General features: G+C 66.7%; 19 protein-coding genes and 1 tRNA gene. 9 read left to right on the forward strand and 11 right to left on the reverse strand.

Annotated elements, in window-relative coordinates:
* Nucleotides 1–2 precede the first annotated feature (2 nt).
* The gene (locus tag BLW05_RS02945; RefSeq protein WP_093159433.1) at nucleotides 3–707 is read right to left on the reverse strand and encodes a Crp/Fnr family transcriptional regulator; all 705 of its coding nucleotides are present in this window, start codon (nucleotides 705–707) and stop codon (nucleotides 3–5) included.
* Between the two features lie 127 nt (nucleotides 708–834).
* On the opposite strand from BLW05_RS02945, the gene BLW05_RS02950 reads away from it, so the two are divergent.
* Complete coding sequence (locus BLW05_RS02950) at nucleotides 835–1284, forward strand: hypothetical protein (protein WP_093159436.1); 450 nt, start codon at nucleotides 835–837, stop codon at nucleotides 1282–1284.
* A 90-nt stretch (nucleotides 1285–1374) separates the two neighbouring features.
* Here BLW05_RS02950 and BLW05_RS02955 read toward each other — a convergent pair whose 3' ends face one another.
* The 3 genes from BLW05_RS02955 to BLW05_RS02965 are packed head-to-tail and all read right to left on the reverse strand — an operon-like array spanning nucleotide 1375 to nucleotide 4374.
* On the reverse strand, nucleotides 1375–2880 hold the full coding sequence (locus BLW05_RS02955; RefSeq protein ID WP_093159438.1) for a tripartite tricarboxylate transporter permease: 1506 nt from the start codon (nucleotides 2878–2880) through the stop codon (nucleotides 1375–1377).
* 4 nt (nucleotides 2881–2884) lie between these two features.
* Nucleotides 2885–3412, reverse strand: a complete 528-nt coding sequence (locus BLW05_RS02960) for a tripartite tricarboxylate transporter TctB family protein (RefSeq protein WP_256329988.1) — start codon at nucleotides 3410–3412, stop codon at nucleotides 2885–2887.
* 2 nt (nucleotides 3413–3414) lie between these two features.
* Complete coding sequence (locus BLW05_RS02965; RefSeq protein WP_093159441.1) at nucleotides 3415–4374, reverse strand: Bug family tripartite tricarboxylate transporter substrate binding protein; 960 nt, start codon at nucleotides 4372–4374, stop codon at nucleotides 3415–3417.
* Nucleotides 4375–4482: 108 nt separating this feature from the next.
* Between BLW05_RS02965 and BLW05_RS02970 the strand changes: the two genes are divergently transcribed.
* The 5 genes from BLW05_RS02970 (at nucleotide 4483) to BLW05_RS35840 (ending at nucleotide 8181) form a co-directional block, all read left to right on the forward strand.
* A complete protein-coding gene (locus BLW05_RS02970; protein ID WP_093159443.1) occupies nucleotides 4483–5163 on the forward strand; it encodes a response regulator transcription factor in 681 nt (226 codons plus the stop codon).
* Entirely contained in the window at nucleotides 5160–6575 is a 1416-nt protein-coding gene (locus BLW05_RS02975; RefSeq protein ID WP_093159446.1) for a sensor histidine kinase, read from the forward strand. Before BLW05_RS02970 ends, BLW05_RS02975 begins: the two co-directional genes overlap by 4 nt.
* A gap of 3 nt (nucleotides 6576–6578) precedes the next feature.
* Nucleotides 6579–7001 carry an RNA-binding S4 domain-containing protein gene (locus BLW05_RS02980; RefSeq protein WP_093159448.1) on the forward strand — a complete coding sequence of 141 codons (423 nt, stop codon included), beginning with the start codon at nucleotides 6579–6581 and terminating at the stop codon, nucleotides 6999–7001.
* 61 nt (nucleotides 7002–7062) lie between these two features.
* Complete coding sequence (locus BLW05_RS02985; protein ID WP_093159451.1) at nucleotides 7063–7869, forward strand: PPK2 family polyphosphate kinase; 807 nt, start codon at nucleotides 7063–7065, stop codon at nucleotides 7867–7869.
* Nucleotides 7870–8004: 135 nt separating this feature from the next.
* A complete protein-coding gene (locus BLW05_RS35840) occupies nucleotides 8005–8181 on the forward strand; it encodes a hypothetical protein (RefSeq protein ID WP_177142536.1) in 177 nt (58 codons plus the stop codon).
* Nucleotides 8182–8183: 2 nt separating this feature from the next.
* Here the strand turns inward: BLW05_RS35840 and BLW05_RS02990 are convergent, their stop codons facing one another.
* The 4 genes from BLW05_RS02990 to BLW05_RS03005 form a co-directional block, all read right to left on the reverse strand.
* Nucleotides 8184–9770: an acyl-CoA synthetase gene (locus BLW05_RS02990; protein WP_093159453.1), complete on the reverse strand. Its 1587-nt coding sequence runs from the start codon at nucleotides 9768–9770 to the stop codon at nucleotides 8184–8186.
* A 64-nt stretch (nucleotides 9771–9834) separates the two neighbouring features.
* Nucleotides 9835–10302: a MarR family winged helix-turn-helix transcriptional regulator gene (locus BLW05_RS02995; RefSeq protein WP_093159456.1), complete on the reverse strand. Its 468-nt coding sequence runs from the start codon at nucleotides 10300–10302 to the stop codon at nucleotides 9835–9837.
* A 60-nt stretch (nucleotides 10303–10362) separates the two neighbouring features.
* Nucleotides 10363–11328, reverse strand: coding sequence for a PDR/VanB family oxidoreductase (locus BLW05_RS03000; protein WP_093159458.1), 966 nt, complete (start codon nucleotides 11326–11328; stop codon nucleotides 10363–10365).
* On the reverse strand, nucleotides 11325–12374 hold the full coding sequence (locus BLW05_RS03005; protein ID WP_093159461.1) for an aromatic ring-hydroxylating dioxygenase subunit alpha: 1050 nt from the start codon (nucleotides 12372–12374) through the stop codon (nucleotides 11325–11327). Before BLW05_RS03005 ends, BLW05_RS03000 begins: the two co-directional genes overlap by 4 nt.
* 201 nt (nucleotides 12375–12575) lie before the next feature.
* On the opposite strand from BLW05_RS03005, the gene BLW05_RS03010 reads away from it, so the two are divergent.
* Genes BLW05_RS03010 through BLW05_RS03020 form a run of 3 tightly spaced genes read left to right on the forward strand, consistent with a single transcriptional unit; the run spans nucleotide 12576 to nucleotide 14327 of the window.
* Complete coding sequence (locus BLW05_RS03010) at nucleotides 12576–13148, forward strand: hypothetical protein (RefSeq protein WP_256329990.1); 573 nt, start codon at nucleotides 12576–12578, stop codon at nucleotides 13146–13148.
* Nucleotides 13149–13207: 59 nt separating this feature from the next.
* A complete protein-coding gene (locus BLW05_RS03015; RefSeq protein WP_093159463.1) occupies nucleotides 13208–13927 on the forward strand; it encodes a GntR family transcriptional regulator in 720 nt (239 codons plus the stop codon).
* A gap of 43 nt (nucleotides 13928–13970) precedes the next feature.
* Complete coding sequence (locus tag BLW05_RS03020) at nucleotides 13971–14327, forward strand: hypothetical protein (RefSeq protein ID WP_093159466.1); 357 nt, start codon at nucleotides 13971–13973, stop codon at nucleotides 14325–14327.
* A gap of 161 nt (nucleotides 14328–14488) precedes the next feature.
* Here the strand turns inward: BLW05_RS03020 and BLW05_RS03025 are convergent, their stop codons facing one another.
* The 3 genes from BLW05_RS03025 to BLW05_RS03035 form a co-directional block, all read right to left on the reverse strand.
* On the reverse strand, nucleotides 14489–14704 hold the full coding sequence (locus BLW05_RS03025) for a hypothetical protein (RefSeq protein ID WP_093159468.1): 216 nt from the start codon (nucleotides 14702–14704) through the stop codon (nucleotides 14489–14491).
* A 173-nt stretch (nucleotides 14705–14877) separates the two neighbouring features.
* Nucleotides 14878–14970, reverse strand: a tRNA-Ser gene (locus BLW05_RS03030).
* Between the two features lie 22 nt (nucleotides 14971–14992).
* Entirely contained in the window at nucleotides 14993–16261 is a 1269-nt protein-coding gene (locus BLW05_RS03035; RefSeq protein ID WP_093159471.1) for an aspartate kinase, read from the reverse strand.
* Nucleotides 16262–16284: the final 23 nt, after the last annotated feature.

Raw genomic sequence — 16284 nt, forward strand, 5'->3', positions numbered from 1 at the left:
TTTCAGGGAAAGCCCCGCACCTCCGCCAGCATCGCGACGAGGCGCTGCACGTCGAGCACGACGAGCGCCTTGCGGTCCTTCTCGATAACGCCCGCACGTTGAAGCGCATTGAGCTCGCGCGTGACCTGCTCGCGGTTGGTGCTGACCCGGCTCGCCAGCTCGGCATGCGTCGGCGCCGGATCCAGCCGCGCGCGATTGCCCTCGACGCCCGACTCCCGCGCAAGACGGAGCACCTCGGCATGCACCCGGTTCTGCACGCCCATCGTGCTCAGGTCGATGACGCGTTCCGACAGTTGCCGCACGAGCGAGGTCAGGTTCTGCATCACGCGCTCGGCCACCGTCGGCTCGCTGCGCAGCAGCTCGAGGAACGCGAGGCGATCCAGGCTCGCGACCACGCTGGGCCTGAGCGTCACGACATCGGCCGAACGCGGCCGGCCGTCGATGGCGGCGATCTCGCCGAGGTGCTCGCCCTCGTTCAGGTCGCGGAAGGTGATTTGCCGCCCGTTGGCCGAATAGGTGGTCACGCGCAACTGGCCCGACACCAGGAAATACACATCGCTCTTTTCTTCGGAGCGCAACAGCAGTGGCGTATCGGCCGGAACGCTCTGCCAAAGGCATTGCTGGGCCAGTTGATCGAGCCGCTGCTGCGACAGGCCCTCCAGCAGCGCGATGTGCTTCAGGGCCAGGCTGGAACGCTGGATGGTCATTCGTGTGAGCAGTTGAGAAAACCTGTGCGCAAACGCACAGCGCAGATGGCTCGCCGACGCCACAGTACAGCCCTGTGATCCAGCGATTCCCCGCCGTCACACATCAAGGCTTCAAGGAGATTTCAACATGAATGCAAAACTATTTCTCGGCATCTCCGCACTTGCGCTTGCCGGTGCCGTATCCGCCCAGACCGTGCCGGCCGAGCAGTGGGTCGGCGCACCGATTCCCGCCGCCAGCCATTTCAGCCGCGCCGAAGTGGCGGCGGACCTGTCCGCGAGCCGTTCGACCTTCGCGAGCGCACCGGCGGAATACCGCGTCGGTCCCGCTGATGCGAAGACGGGCGCCGCGAGCCGTGCCGAAGTCGCCGCCGACGAGCGCCTGTGGATTCGCTCCGGCATGAGCCAGGTCGCAAACCGCGACAACTTCGATCCGAACAGCGCGGAATACCGCCAGCAGATGGCCGCTTATCAGCGCATGCGCAACGGGCCGGAATTCATGGCCGAAGTGCAGCGCGCGCAGAGCACGCGCTCGATGAGCCTGGCGCGATTCGGCCACGGATCGTCCGCCGCCGAATAAGCAAGGTTGAACAAGCCGTAGCGTCGCGATCGCCGCGGAGCCGCACAGGCGGTCCGCGGCGTTTTTTTGCGTGCGCGGCCGCCTCGGGAATCAGGCCAGCTGCGGCCTCGCGCTCATGCGCTTGGCCAGGCGCGGGAGCACCAGCACGGCCAGGATCACGACGATCAAGGCAATCGACATGGGCCGCTGGAAGAACACGCCTGCACTGCCTTCGCCGATGGACATCGCATTGCGAAGCTGTGCTTCGGCGAGCGGCCCGAGGATCATGCCAACCACCACCGGCGCGGTCGGGAAGTCGAAGCGGCGCATCACCACGCCCAGCACGCCGATGGCGTAGAGCAGCAGCAGGTCGAACGCGCTTTGCCGCATGCCGTAGGCGCCCACCGTCGCGAAGATCAGGATGCCCGCGTAAAGCTGCGGCTTCGGGATCTTGAGGAGCTTGACCCACAGGCCCACCATCGGCAGGTTCAGCACCAGCAGCATCACGTTGCCGATGTAGAGCGAAGCGATCAGCGCCCACACCAGTGCGGCCGAGGTCGTGAACAGCTGCGGACCCGGCTGGATGCCGTAGTTCTGGAAAGCGCCGAGCAGGATCGCGGTGGTGTTCGACGTCGGGATGCCGAGCGTCAGCAGCGGGATCAGCGCCGCGGTCACGGTCGCGTTGTTCGCCGCCTCGGGGCCGGCCACGCCTTCGATCGCGCCCTTGGTGCCGAATTCGGCGCGGGCCTCGGGGTCCTTCACCAGCTTCTTCTCGGCCGCATAGCTCAGGAAGGTCGGGATTTCTGTCCCGCCGGCCGGGATGCAGCCGAAGGGCGTGCCGATGGCGGTGCCGCGCAGCCAGGCGGGAATCGAACGCTTCCAGTCGCGGGCCGTCATGTGCACCCGGCTGAGCTTGTTCTGCCCCTCGACGACACGGCCTTCGTACAGCACCGCGTAGAGCACCTCGGCCACTGCGAACAGGCCGACCGCGACCAGCACGATCTCGATGCCGTCGAGCAGTTCGGGGATGCCGCCGGTGTAGCGCCCCTGCCCCGAGATCTGATCGAGCCCGATGCAGCCGGCCGCCAGGCCGATGAACAGCGCCGTCATGCCGCGCAGGGTGCTCTTGCCGAGCACCGCGCTCACCGTGGTGAAGGCCAGGAGCATCAGCAGGAAGTACTCCGGCGGGCCCAGGCGGACGGCAAAGTCGGCGACGAACGGCGCGAACAGCGTGACCACCACCGTGGCGATGGTGCCCGCCACGAACGACCCGATGGCCGCCGTCGCCAGCGCGGCGCCCGCACGGCCGCTCTTGGCCATCTTGTTGCCTTCCATCGCGGTCACCATGCTGGCGGTTTCGCCGGGCGTGTTGAGCAAGATGGAGGTGGTCGAGCCGCCGTACATGGCGCCGTAGTAAATGCCCGAGAAGAAGATCATCGACGCGGTGACGTCGACCTTGCCGGTGATCGGCAGCAGCATCGCGACCGCCACCGCCGGCCCGATGCCGGGCAGCACGCCGACCGCCGTGCCGAGGGCGCAGCCGACCAGGCACCAGAGAAGATTCGCCGGCGTGATCGCGAGCGCGAAGCCGTGCAGGAGAGCGTTAAAGATTTCCATCGCTTCAGATCCAGCCCGTCGCGGTCAAGCCCGGGAGGTTGATCGCCAGGAACTTCGTGAACATCCAGTACACCGGCGCAGAGATGACGAGGCCGGTCACGAGATCGATGAACCAGGTGCGCGGCGAATTCGCGATCGCCTGCCCGCCGGCGCGGCGCAGGCCCTGCACCGCGAGCAAGTAACACAGCGCGCAGCTCAGGATGAAGCCGATGGCGGTGATGAGGCCGGCGTTGAGCAGCAGCCCGGCCGAGACCCAGATGAACCCGGTCCAGTACGGAGGCGCCGAGTCCGACTCCTCCATTTCGCGGAAGCCGCCGGTGCGCGCTTCCCAGATGATCCACGCGCCGCACACCGTGAGCGCGATCGAGACCAGCCAGGGCAGGAAGTTGGGGCCGACGCCGCCGTAGCCGGCCTCGGACGAGATGTCGATCGCGCCCCACGCGAGGGCGAGGCCGGTGACCAGAACCCCGACGCCGACCAGCGTCTGGGGCCAGTTCGCTGGCGTCGCCGTGGAGGTCAGTGCGGCCTGCACGGTCAGACCATTCCCGACTTGACCATGGTGGCGCGCAGGCTCGCGAACTCATCGTCCACGAACTTGGCGAAGGCATCGCCCGAGAGCACTGCCGGCGTCCAGTCGTTCTTCTTCACCGCTTCGGCCCACGCCGGCGTCTTCACCGCGGCCAGCACGAGGTCGGTCAGGGCCTTGCGCTGCTCGGGCGTGATGCCCGGCGCGCCGTACACGCCGCGCCAGTTGCCGATCTCGACGTCGATGCCCTGCTCCTTGAGCGTCGGCACATTGATGCCGGGCAACCGCTGCGCCGAGGTGACGGCAATCGGCTTCATCTTGCCGGCGTTGATGTATTCGGCGAACTCGCTGAAGCCGCTGCCGCCCACCGTGACGTTGCCGCCCAGGATGGCCGCCGTGGCCTCACCGCCCCCACGGAAAGCAACGTAGTTGATCTTGGACGGATCGACGCCCACGCGCTGCGCGATCATCGCCGCCGCGATGTGCTCGGTGGAGCCGCGCGAGCCGCCGCCCCACTTCACGCTGCCCGGATCCTTCTTGAGTTGGTCGATCACGTCCTTCATGCTCTTGAACGGCGAGTTGGCCGGCAACACGAAGACGTTGTATTCGCTGGTCAGGCGCGCGATCGGCGTGGCCTGCGAGAGCGAAACCGGCGGCTTGCCGGTGATGATGCCGCCCAGCATCACGGCGCCCATGATCATCATCGCGTTGGGGTCGCCCTTGGAGCCGTTGACGAATTGCGCCAGCCCGAGCGCACCGGCCGCGCCGCCCTTGTTGTCGAAGGTGACCGTATCGGCCAGCTTGCCGTCGGTGAGGGCCTTGCCCAGCGCGCGCCCGGTGGTGTCCCATCCGCCGCCCGGGTTGGCGGGGATCATCATCTTGATGTTGGCGGCGGCCCATGCCGACAGCGGCAAGGCACCGGTGGCCGCCAACGCGACCATGGATTTCAGAAACGTGTCTCGGCGCATCGATGTCTCCTTTGTTTGAACCTGAGTAGAAGCTGACGCCGGTATGATGCGCCGCCCTGCTGTCAGTTGGCTGTCCGGCAGACTGGGGTAAACACCGAAAATCCCGGCATGAAGCTGCTGCTAGTCGAAGACGACGCATCGATGCAGACCACCCTGCAGCGCACCTTCGGCCGGCGCCAGATCGACGTGCGGGTGTGCGGCGACGGCGCGCAGGCCATTGCGCAATGGCGTTCGCTCGAACCCGACGTGGTGGCGCTCGACCTGAGCCTGCCCAACCTCGACGGCCTGCAGGTGCTGGCGCAGGCCCGCGCCGCCGGGCTGCGCACGCCGGTGCTGCTGCTGACCGCGCGCGGCACGGTCGGCGACCGCATCATGGGACTCAACGCCGGCGCCGACGATTACCTGCCCAAGCCCTTCGACCTCGACGAACTGGAGGCGCGCATCCGCGCCCTGCACCGGCGCAACCAAAGCGCGGGTGCCGATTCGCCCGCACGGCTGCCCGAAGTCGGCAGCCTGCGCTACGACGCCGAGAACGGCGCGATCTACCACCGCGCCGAGGTGCTCGAACTCACGCCGCGCGAGCTCGCGCTGCTCAAGGCGCTGATGGTCAAGCCCGGCCACGCAGTGTCGAAGGAGCGCCTGTTCGAGCTGGTCTTCCCCGGCGAGATGGACGTGCAGTACGAAGCCATCGAAGTCGTGGTCTACCGCCTGCGCAAGAAGCTCGCCGCCACCGGCGTCACGCTGATGACGCTGCGCGGCCTCGGCTACCTGCTGCGCGAAGAGAAATGAAGCCTGTGTCTTCGCTGCGCGCGAGGCTGCTGGTCGGCATCCTCGCGCCGATCGCGCTGTTCATCGTCATCAACAGCGTGAGCCTCTATCGCCAGAGCCTGGCCGCCGCGACCACCGCCTACGACCGCACCCTGCTCGCCTCGGCCAAGACGATCGGCGAAGAACTGGACGTGAACGGCTACGACGAGCAGGCGCAGCTCCGCGCCGTGGTCCCCTACGCCGCGCTCGAAGCCTTCGAGGCCGACAACCAGAGCCGCATGTACTACCGCGTCTCCGCGCTCGGCGGCGAGCTCATCTCCGGCTTCGAGGACCTGCCCTTCTGGCGCGGCAAGCTGCCCGACCGGCCGCCGTATGCGGCGCTGGTCGATTTCTACGACGCCGAGTTCCGCGGCATGCCGGTGCGCGTCGCGGTGTTGCTGCAGCCGGTGGCCAGCTCGCACGGCCGCGGCATGGCCGTGGTGCAGGTCGCCGAGACGCTCGAACTGCGGGAAACGCTGGCGCGCAAGCTGCTCGTCGACACGCTGTGGCGGCAACTGGTGCTGATCTCCGTGATCGCCGCGGTCACGGTGGTGGTGGTGCAACGCGCGACGCGGCCGGTGCGCGAGCTGGGCGAGGCGATCGAGGCCCGCGCCGACGACGACCTCTCGCCCATCGATGCGCCCGATGCGCCGCGCGAGCTCAGGCCGCTGATCGACGCGACCACGCGCGTCATGGGGCGGCTCCAGCGCCTGCTCGACCATCAGAAGCGATTCGTGCGCGACAGCGCGCACCAGTTGCGCACGCCGCTGGCGGTGCTCAAGGCGCAGGTGCAGTCCGCGCGCCGGGGCGACGTGCCGGCCGACCAGGCGCTCCAGGAAATCAGCCAGACCGTCGAGCGCGCGACGACGCTCGCCAACCAGATGCTGTCGCTTGCGAAGGTCGAACAGCTGCGGCAGCAGCCCGAATCGGTGACGCTGGACCTCGCCGAATGCGTGCGCGACATCGCGCTCGACGTCTCCCCGCTGGTGGCGGACAAGGCGCTCGATTTCGAGCTCTCGGCCGCGCCTGCGCCAGTGCCGGTGCGCGCGCACCGCTGGATGCTGCAGGAGCTGTCGCGCAACCTGCTGCACAACGCGATCAAGCACAGCCCGCCCGGGGGGGCGCTGGTCGTGCGGGTGGCGGCCGACGCGCAGACCGCCACATTGACCGTGAGCGACCAGGGCCCGGGCATTTCGGACGAACTGCGCCAGCGCCTGTTCGCGCCGTTCGCGGCCGGCGACGTGGCGAGCGGCTCGGGACTCGGACTGGCGATCTGCCGCGAGATCGTGCTGGCGCTCGGCGGCACCATCGCGCTGGAAAACCGGGAATCCGCCACAGGGGTGATCGGGCTCGATGCCGTCGTCCATTTGCCGCTGGCGCGCGACAATCGCTGATCCATGGATCGCCTACGTATCGACAAATGGCTCTGGGCCGCGCGCTTCTTCAAGACGCGCTCGCTCGCCGCCGACGAAATCGGCAAGCACCGCGTGCAGGTCAACGGCGAGGTTGCCAAGGCCTCGCGCGAAGTGAAACCGGGCGACAAGGTCACGGTGCGGCTGGGCCCGTTCACGCGCGAGGTGCTGGTGCGCGGCTTGAGCGGCCAGCGCGGCCCGGCACCGGTCGCTCAGCAGCTCTACGAAGAAACGCCCGAAAGCCTGGCGGCGCAGGCTGCCGTGCGGGAACAGCGCCGCCTGGGCAGCGAGCCCGCGCTCAGCATCGAGCAGGGCCGGCCGACCAAGCGTGACCGGCGCGATCTGGAAAGCGCCCGTCGCGGCAACTGGGACAACCGCTGGAGCGCATCGCTCGACGACGACGAGTGAGTCGGGCCGGACGCAGCCGCTTGGCGTACCCTGCGCCTTTTGCGACAGGAGTCCGATCCCCATGGCCAGCTTCAAGAAATATCGCGTCGCCGGAAAGTTCAAGCTCGCGAACATCGATCCCGCCGCGACCCCTTTCCTGAAGGGCGACGAGGAGGCACAGAGGCAGGAGCTGGAAGCGCTCGCGGTTCGCCTGGACGATCTGCAGAACAAGCTGCATGCCGAGGGGCGGCGCAAGCTGCTGCTGGTGCTGCAGGGGCTGGACACCAGCGGCAAGGACGGCACGATCCGATGGGTCTTTTCGCGCACGTCGCCGCTCGGCGTCCGGGTGAAGGCCTTCAAGGTGCCCAGCGAGGACGAGCGCGCGCACGATTTCCTCTGGCGCTGCCACGCGGCCGTGCCGGCGGCCGGCGAACTCGCGATCTGGAACCGCAGCCACTACGAGGACGTGCTGGTCCCGGTGGTCGAAGGACTCATCGACAAGGCCGAGACACGGCGCCGCTACGCGCAGATCAACGACTTCGAACGCCTGCTGGCCGAAACCGGCACGGTCGTCATCAAGTGCATGCTGCACATCAGCAGGGAAGAGCAGCGCAGGCGCCTGCAGGCGCGCATCGACCAGCCGGACAAGCGCTGGAAGTTCCAGATGGACGACCTCGCGGTGCGCAAGAAGTGGGCGGACTACGAGGAGGCATACGAGAAGGCACTCGCCGCCACCTCGTCCGCCAGTGCGCCATGGCACGTGGTACCGGCGGACAGCAAGAGCCAGCGCAACCTGATGATCGCGCACCTGATCGTGAAGACGCTGGAAGACATGAAGCTCACCCTGCCGCCGTCGAGTCCCGCCGTGAGCCACCTCGTCGTGCAGTGAACGGTGGTCGGATCCGGCGCCGTAGGCGCCGTCCGACAACGCGTCCCGCCATTGGACGGATTGAAGGTGCGCAACACCGTTGAGAGAGTCCCGACTTCATTCCGGCGCCCGCCGGAGCAACTCGGGGATTTTTCGATGAGCGTTCTCACCCACATGGATCTGCTTGCAGGGCTCGTGATGCTGGTCGGCACGGCCAGTCTGATCATGACGACGGCCCACCGGCCGCCCAAGGCCCTCAGCGACGAAATCGCTCATCGGGTCGAAACGACCATCGCAGTGCTTGACGAATGCGGCGCCGGGCCGCGCCGCTGAGTTCAGGTCGAAGTATTGGCTTGAGCGCCGGCAAACAACCCGGCGTGCGCCTTGCGCAGGTCCCGCTTGAGCAGCTTGCCGCTGGGGTTCTTGGGCAGCGCCTCCGCGAACACCACGCGCTTGGGCGCCTTGAAGCCCGCGAGGTGCTCGTTGCAATGCGCCAGCACCAGCCCTTCGTCGAGCGTGTGGCCGGCCTTTGGCACCACGATGGCGACCACGGCCTCGACCCAGTGCGGATGCGGAACGCCGACCACCGCGACCTCCGACACCTGCGGCATGCGATAGATCATTTCCTCGACCTCGCGGCTCGCCACGTTCTCGCCGCCGGTCTTGATCATGTCCTTCTTGCGATCGACGATGGTGATGTAGCCCTCTTCGTCGATGGTGGCGAGGTCGCCCGAGTGGAACCAGCCTCCGTCGAAGGCGGCCCGGGTCCGCTCGTCGTCGTGGAAATAGCCGAGCATCAGATGCGGTGATCGGTGCACGACCTCGCCGATCTCGCCGACCGCCACATCCCTCATCAGGTCGTCGACCACGCGCGTCTCGACATTGAGCACCGCGCGTCCCGCCGAACCGGGTTTGCGCAGCTGGTCGTCCGGGCCGAGCATCGTCGCCAGCGGTGCGATCTCGGTCTGGCCGTACAGATTCCAGAGCCGCATCTGCGGCAGCCGGCGGATGATCTCGCGCATGACTTCGACCGGCATGATCGACGCGCCGTAGTAGCCCTTGCGCAGGCTGCCGAGGTCGGTTGTGTCGAAAAGCGGCGATCGCAGGAGCGAGATCCAGACGGTGGGCGGCGCGAAGAACGAGCCGATGCGGAATTTCTCGATCAGCGGCAGCAGGTTGTCCGGTGTCGGCTTGGCGGTGATGACGTTGGTCGCGCCCGCGTAGATCGACGGGCCGAGGAACACGTCGAGCTGCGCGCAGTGGTAGAGCGGCAGTGCGTGCAGCGTGAGGTCGCCGCCGGCGATCTCGGCGTCGACGAGGCAGCTCACGTATTGCGCGATCACCGCGTCGTGGGTGAGCATCGCGCCCTTGGGCATCGACTCGGTGCCGCTGGTGTAGACGATCTGTGCGAGATCGCCGGTCTGCAAGTCCACCTCCGGCGGTTCGGCGTTGCCGAGGGCGAACTCATCGAAGCGCAGCATGCCGGGCACCGGATCGCTTGGGTCTTCGGACGGCAGCCAGAGGAAGTCGCGCACCGCCGTGTCGAGCGCAGCGGCCTCGCGCGCGAGGGACGCGAGGCCGGTGTCCGTCGCCAGCATGGAGGCACCCGCGTGCCGGAGGATGTAGGCCACCTCTTCCGACTTCAGCATGAAGTTGATCGGCACCAGCACCGCGCCGAGCCGTGCGAGCGCGAAGCGCAGCGCTGCGAAGGCGTGCGAGTTGCGCGCGAGGACCGCCACGCGCTCGCCCTTCCCGATGTCGTGACGGGCCAGCGCGCCGGCCACCCGTGAACAGATCGCATCGAATTCGGCGTAGGTCCATCGCGTTTCGCCGCAGGCGATGGCGAGCTTGTCGGGGTAGCGCCTCGCGCTGCGGCGCAGAAGGTCCGCCAGTGTCTGGCGGCGTGCTGTCTCTTGCGGCATCGGTGTCTCCTTTTTGGCGCACCGAGCATAGTGCCCGGCCGGCGCCGCCGCCAGCGGTCCCGCCTCAGGTGCGCATCGGCGCGCGGCTGCGCTCGTTGTTGACGGTCACGAACTTGCTGAGCAGTTCGATGAACGCCTCGCGCTCTTCCTCGGAGAGCATGCCCAGCAGCGCGTTCTGCATCTGCTGCATGCCGGGCACCATCCGCGCGAGGAGCGCCTCGCCTTCGGCGGTGAGGCGCAACTCGCGCTGGCCGCGCGCGAGGAGCTTGCGGGTGATCCAGCCCTTGCCTTCGAGCCGCACCGCGATGTCGGCCGTGCTCGACGTGTCGAGCGCCACCTGCTGCGCGAGCGTGACCTGGTCGATGCCGGGGTTGTCCTGCAGGGTGCGCATCACCGCGTACTGGACCGGCGTGACGTCGCGGCCCAGCGTTTCATAGAAGACCGACACCGAAATCTGATGCGCCCGGCGGATCAGGTGTCCGGGCTGGTCATTCAGGCTGATTTCGGCGGTGCTGGATTCCTGGCTCTGCATGGCGGGTTCGATTGGCATTCAGCCCGCGATTATCGATGGCGGGGCAGGCCCCGCGCGCAGCTACAGGTCAAGGACCAGCACCGGCGAACGCGAGCGCGAGCAGCAGGGCGTGAACTGGTCATTGGCCGCCTGCTCTTCCGGCGTGAGGTACATGTCCTTGTGGTCCGGCTCGCCTTCAAGCACGCGCGTCAGGCAGGTGCCGCACACACCCTGCTCGCAGGAGGTCTGCACCTCGACGCCGATGGCGGCCAGGGCCTGCACCACGGTCTGGTCCTTCTCGACCTTGACCACGCGGCCGGAGCTCGCGAGCCTGACCTCGAAGGCCGCGTCGTCATCGGACTTGGCCACTTCGGCAGAGAAGAACTCGTAGTGGAGCTGGTCGGCCGGCCAGCCCGCGGCACGCGCGGCATCGAGCACCCAGTCCATGAAGCCCTTCGGCCCGCAGACGTACAGGTGCACGCCGGGTTGCGGCGCGGCCAGCAACGGATCGAGCGCGAACTTCTGCGACGCGTCGCCGTCGTCGAAATGAAAGTGCACCTGCGGCGCGAAGGCCGACTGCGCGATGCGATCGACGAAGGCCGTCCGATCTCTCGACCGCGTGCAGTAGTGCATCTCGAACGCGCCGCCGGTGATCGCCAGACGCTCGGCCATGCAGAGGATCGGCGTCACGCCGATGCCGCCGGCAATCAGCAGGCTGCGGGTCGCGCCGTGCGCGAGCGGGAAGTGGTTCTTCGGCGAGCTGATGCGCAGCAGGGCGCCCTCTTCCATCGCGTCGTGCATGGTCTTCGAGCCGCCGCGCGAAGCGGGGTCTCGCAGCACGCCGATCAGGTATCGATGGCTTTCTCGCGGGTCGTTGCACAGCGAGTACTGGCGCGTGACGCCGCCGGGCATGTGCACGTCGATGTGCGAGCCGGCGGAGAACGCCGGCAGCGGATGGCCCTCGGCCTGCACCAGCTCGAAGGTGCAGATGTCGACGGCTTCCGCCTGCTTGCGCGCGATGCGCACTTCGAGTTCGGCCGAGCTCATGCCACCACCGCGTCGGCGCCGATGCCTTCCTGCGCCATCAGGCGATCGAGCACGCGACGCGATTGCACGCCGCCCGAATCGATGTTGAGCTTGAGCAGATTGCGCGTCGGGTGCGCGAGCAGGTTGCGCTGCTGCGACTCGAGCATCTCCAAGTCTTCGCTGAAGATCTTGTGCTGGCCTTCGCGGATGGTTGCCGTGAGGGCCTTGTCCTGCGGCTGGAAGTTGCGCGCCATGCCCCAGAAGTACCAGTGCGAGGTCTCGGTTTCCGGCGTGATGAAGTCGACCACGATGCTCGACACCTTGTGTGCCGGATCGGCGTTGTAGCCGCCCTTGCCCGCGTGCGCGACACCGACCTCGATCATCACGTGGCTCGGCGGCGTGAAGCGGCAGATCTGCCAGCGATCCACCGGCACGTCGTCGGCCAGATGATTTCCGCGCAGTGCCATGCGCCAGAACGGCGGCGCCTGAATGTTCTCCATGAAGCGGCTGGTGACCACCGTGTCGCCGTCGACCTTGGTGGTGGTCGGGGTTTCGTCGATTTCCTTCTGGCCGATGCTGGTCGAATGCACGTAGGTTTCGTGCGTCAGGTCCATCAGGTTGTCGACCATCAGGCGATAGTCGCAGTTGATGTGGAACAGGCCGCCGCCGTAGGCCCACTCGGGGCTTTCGGCCCACTCGAGGTGGTGGAGCTTGGAAGCGTCGGCCAGCGCCGGATCGCCGGGCCAGACCCAGACGAAGCCGTAGCGCTCGATCACCGGGAAGTTGCGGATCGCAGGAAAGCCGCGCACGCGCTGGCCGGGCATGGCAACGGTCTTGCCGTCGCAGCCCATCTCGAGGCCGTGATAGCCGCAGACCAGCTTGCCTTCGACCACGCGCCCGAGCGACAGCGGTGCACCGCGGTGCGGGCAGAAGTCTTCCAGCGCCGTCGCCTTGCCACCGAGTGCGCGGTACAGGACCAGGCTTTCGCCGCAGATCTTGCGGCCCAAGGGCTTGTCGTCGATCTCGTTGGCCGAACAGGCTACGTACCAGGCGTTCTTCGGAAACATGGTGGCTCCTCGTGGGGTGGGTGCTGAGTGGGATCGGGGGGCTGCGATTTAGTGCGCTTGGCCGCTTGATTCAGTACACTGAATACTCGTCGATGAGTGTACTGAACGAAGTTTTCAGGACCTACCCCGTGATTACCCTTAGTCGCCAACGGCCGACCGGCGCGGGCTCGTGGCCGATGCGGATGACCTCGTCCGGTTCACGTGGCGCACATCAAGGCACTGGGCGTGGATGTGCAGGGCCAGAGCGGCGACATCATCCGGCGCATCGACGCCGCGCGCGCCAAGGGCCTGGACATCACGGCCGACCACTATCCGTGGACCGCGTCGAGCACCCGCTTCTCCGCCGCGCTGATACCGCCGTGGGCGCTGGATGGCGGCGCGAAGGCGCTGCTGCAGCGCTTCGACGATCCCTCCGTGCAGCAGAAGCTGCGCACGGACATCCACGAGAACCTGCGCCTGCGCGGCGGCCCCGACGCCATTCTTTTCGCGGACGGCAATCCCAAATACGTCGGCAAAACCTTGACGCAGGTGATGCAGGCCAGCGGACAGGACGCGGTGGACGCCACCATCGCCGTGCTGCGCGGCGGTGACCTGCTGATCGCTTCGTTCAACCAGAGCGACGACGACGTCCGCGCCTTCATGAAGCAGCCGTGGGTGATGACCTCGTCCGACTCCTCGCCGGGGCACCCGCGCGCCGTCGGCACCTTCTCGCGCAAGTACGACCAGTACGTGGTCAAGGAATCCAATATTTTATTTATTGGATCCAATATTTAAATAATAGGATCCTCAACGACAATCTTGTATGCAGAGATAAGAATCGGAAAACACCCCCCATGACCTCGGCCAATTCGGGCGCGCGACAGCCGCTTCACCAGACCATCCGCGACACGCTGCGCGAGGAGATCCTTTCGGGCTGCCTGCCCGGCGGCAGCGCCCTGCGGCAGGACACGCTGGCCGAGCGCTTCAACGCGAGCCGCATCCCGGTGCGCGAGGCGTTGCGGCAGCTTGAATCGGAGGGATTGGTGACGCACCACCTGAACCGGGGCGCGGTGGTGAAAAGCATGAACGTCGAGCAAATCTGCGAAATGCTCGACATCCGCGTGGCGCTGGAGTGCTACGCCGCCCGGCTTGCGGTGCCGAACATGGTCGAACGCGACTTCGACGCGATGGATCGCATCCTCGACGCCTATCAGGAATCGAACGAGTTGTCGGAATGGGCCGAATACAACCGCCGTTTTCACCTGGCGCTATCGGCGCCCGCGAACAACCGGCGGCTGCGTCAGCTGATCGAGGAGTACTGCCTCAACACCGACCGCTACACCCATGTCGCGATGTCGATCGCGACCGGCAAGGAAAGGCCGCAGAACGACCACCGGCGGCTGGTGGAAGCCTGCCGCCAGCGCGATGTCGCCAAGGTCGTCGCGCTGCTCGAGGAGCACATCATGGACACCAAGCGGGAGCTGATGGCGACGGCGCGCAACGTCGAGTTCTCTCAGGCCGACACCGGGGAAAAGGGCCGGGTCAACGACGCCGCGTTCGTGCGCCTGAAATGATTGCGCCGCGCGCAAGAATTCCTGCGGCGCGGCGGACCACACCATGCGTTTGATCAGGCCGCCCACCATGCACGAGTTCGCCGTACTGCGTGTGCTTCGTGCGGAGGCCGAACGTCTGCCGCACGCCGCCGCAGCGATGGCGGCGGCGTACCTGCCGACCATCCCCCTGCCAGACGACAACTGGCGGTCGGTGCTCGGGCGGGCCCTCGGCGAACGAGCCGGCGACGTGCCTTGTCCGCCGCTCGACGAGCTGGTGGCGGGGTACGGCAGACCCGGCGCATGGCTTCCTGCCGCCTATCACGGCGACGCCACGGACGCGCGCTACTGGCTGGTAGGCCTGCTGGAGCGCACGGCCGAGTACCTCTCCCCGGCCCCGGCGGGGACGACCGGCGCTCGCTGATCGGGACGCGCGCGCCGAACTCAAGACCAGGCAGCAGCCGTTCCGGTGCGCCGGGAATGATGACGCACGACACGCAACTGATGGCGAAGCGTGCACGGCTCCATCGCGTCGGCCAGCGTTGCCAAGAAGTCCTGCCGGTCAAGCAGGAGCAGCGCGTTCGGCTACTTGGCCATCTTGGAATTCAGGGTCTCAGCAAGGTAGTTCGTCGCCAGGGCCTGCACTAGTTGCGCCGCAAGTTCGCGCTGCTCGTGCGTACTGGCCCCGGCAAATGTCGACGCGATGTCTTTTGCGAGGTCGAGCTGCTCGAGCGTGATCGCGTGCGCACGCGCCAGCATCGACTTCTGGAATGGGTTCATCTTGTTCGGCTCGGTGGACATTTCTCGCTCTCTCTATTGAAAGGGCTGCAGTATGACCACTGCGCCCAACCCCATTCGACCGCGCGGAGGGTGAGGGAGGACGCGATGTGCCGCGTCCAGACGCAAAAAAGCCCCGTCTGGCGGGGCTCTTGAGGCCTTCTTGATGCGCTGTGAAGCGATCTGAAAGCTAGTTCTGGCGGAACCGGAGGGATTCGAACCCTCGATGAGGCTCTACACCCCATACTCCCTTAGCAGGGGAGCACCTTCGGCCACTCGGTCACAGTTCCTGAGCCGTCGATTATGCCACGTTCAAGCGGCCGGCTGATCGAGATCGAAAGCTTTGTGCAGCGCGCGGACGGCCAGCTCCATATATTTCTCGTCGATCACGACCGAGGTCTTGATTTCACTGGTGGAAATCATCTGGATGTTGATGCCCTCTTCGCTCAGCACGCGGAACATCTTGCTCGCCACGCCGACGTGGCTGCGCATGCCGATGCCCACGATGCTGACCTTGCAGATCTTGGTGTCGCCGACGATGTCCGCCGCGCCCAGGGTGGGCAGCACCTTGGCCTTGAGCAGATCGACCGCGCGGGCGTAGTCGTTGCGGTGAACCGTGAAGCTGAAGTCGGTGCGACCGTCCTTGCTCAGGTTCTGGATGATCACATCGACCTCGATGTTCGCATCCGCGACAGCGCCGAGGATGTGATACGCGATGCCCGGCTTGTCGGGCACGCCCAGCACGGAAATCTTGGCTTCGTCCCGATTGAACGCAATGCCGGATACGACGGCTTGTTCCATGTTTTCGTCTTCCTCGAAAGTGATCAGCGTGCCTGACTTGGCTTCTTCGTTGATGTCGATGTCCCACGGCGTGAAGCTCGAAAGCACGCGCAGGGGCACCTTGTACTTGCCGGCGAATTCGACCGAGCGGATCTGCAGCACCTTGGAGCCCAGGCTCGCCATCTCGAGCATTTCCTCGAAGCTCACGGTGGCGAGGCGGCGCGCATCGGGTTCGACACGCGGATCCGTGGTGTAGACGCCGTCGACGTCGGTGTAGATGAGGCACTCGTTCGCCTTCATCGCCGCGGCGATCGCCACTGCCGAGGTGTCGCTGCCGCCACGGCCGAGCGTGGTGATGTTGCCGGCATCGTCGACGCCCTGGAAACCGGTGATCACGACCACCTTGCCGGCATCGAGGTCGGCGCGCACGCGCTCGTCGTCGATGCGCTCGATGCGGGCCTTGGTGAAGGCGCTGTCGGTCTTCACCTGAACCTGCCAGCCCGCATAGCTGACGGCCTGCAGACCCTCGGACTGCAGAGCGATGGCCAGGAGCGCCGAGGAAGCCTGCTCGCCGGTCGAGGCGAGCATGTCGAGCTCGCGGTTGTGCTCGTCGTTGGGCGTGCCGGAGGCGAGTTCCTTGGCGAGCCCGAGCAGGCGATTGGTTTCGCCGCTCATGGCACTCGGGACCACGACCATCTGGTGGCCGGCGCGAGCCCATTTGGCGACGCGCTTGGCGACATTTCGGATGCGCTCGGTCGAGCCCATCGACGTGCCGCCGTATTTGTGAACGATCAATGCCATGGGTGAAGTCAAGAGAGAAGAGT

Source organism: Variovorax sp. YR216, from assembly GCF_900107745.1.
Lineage (GTDB): Bacteria > Pseudomonadota > Gammaproteobacteria > Burkholderiales > Burkholderiaceae_C > Variovorax.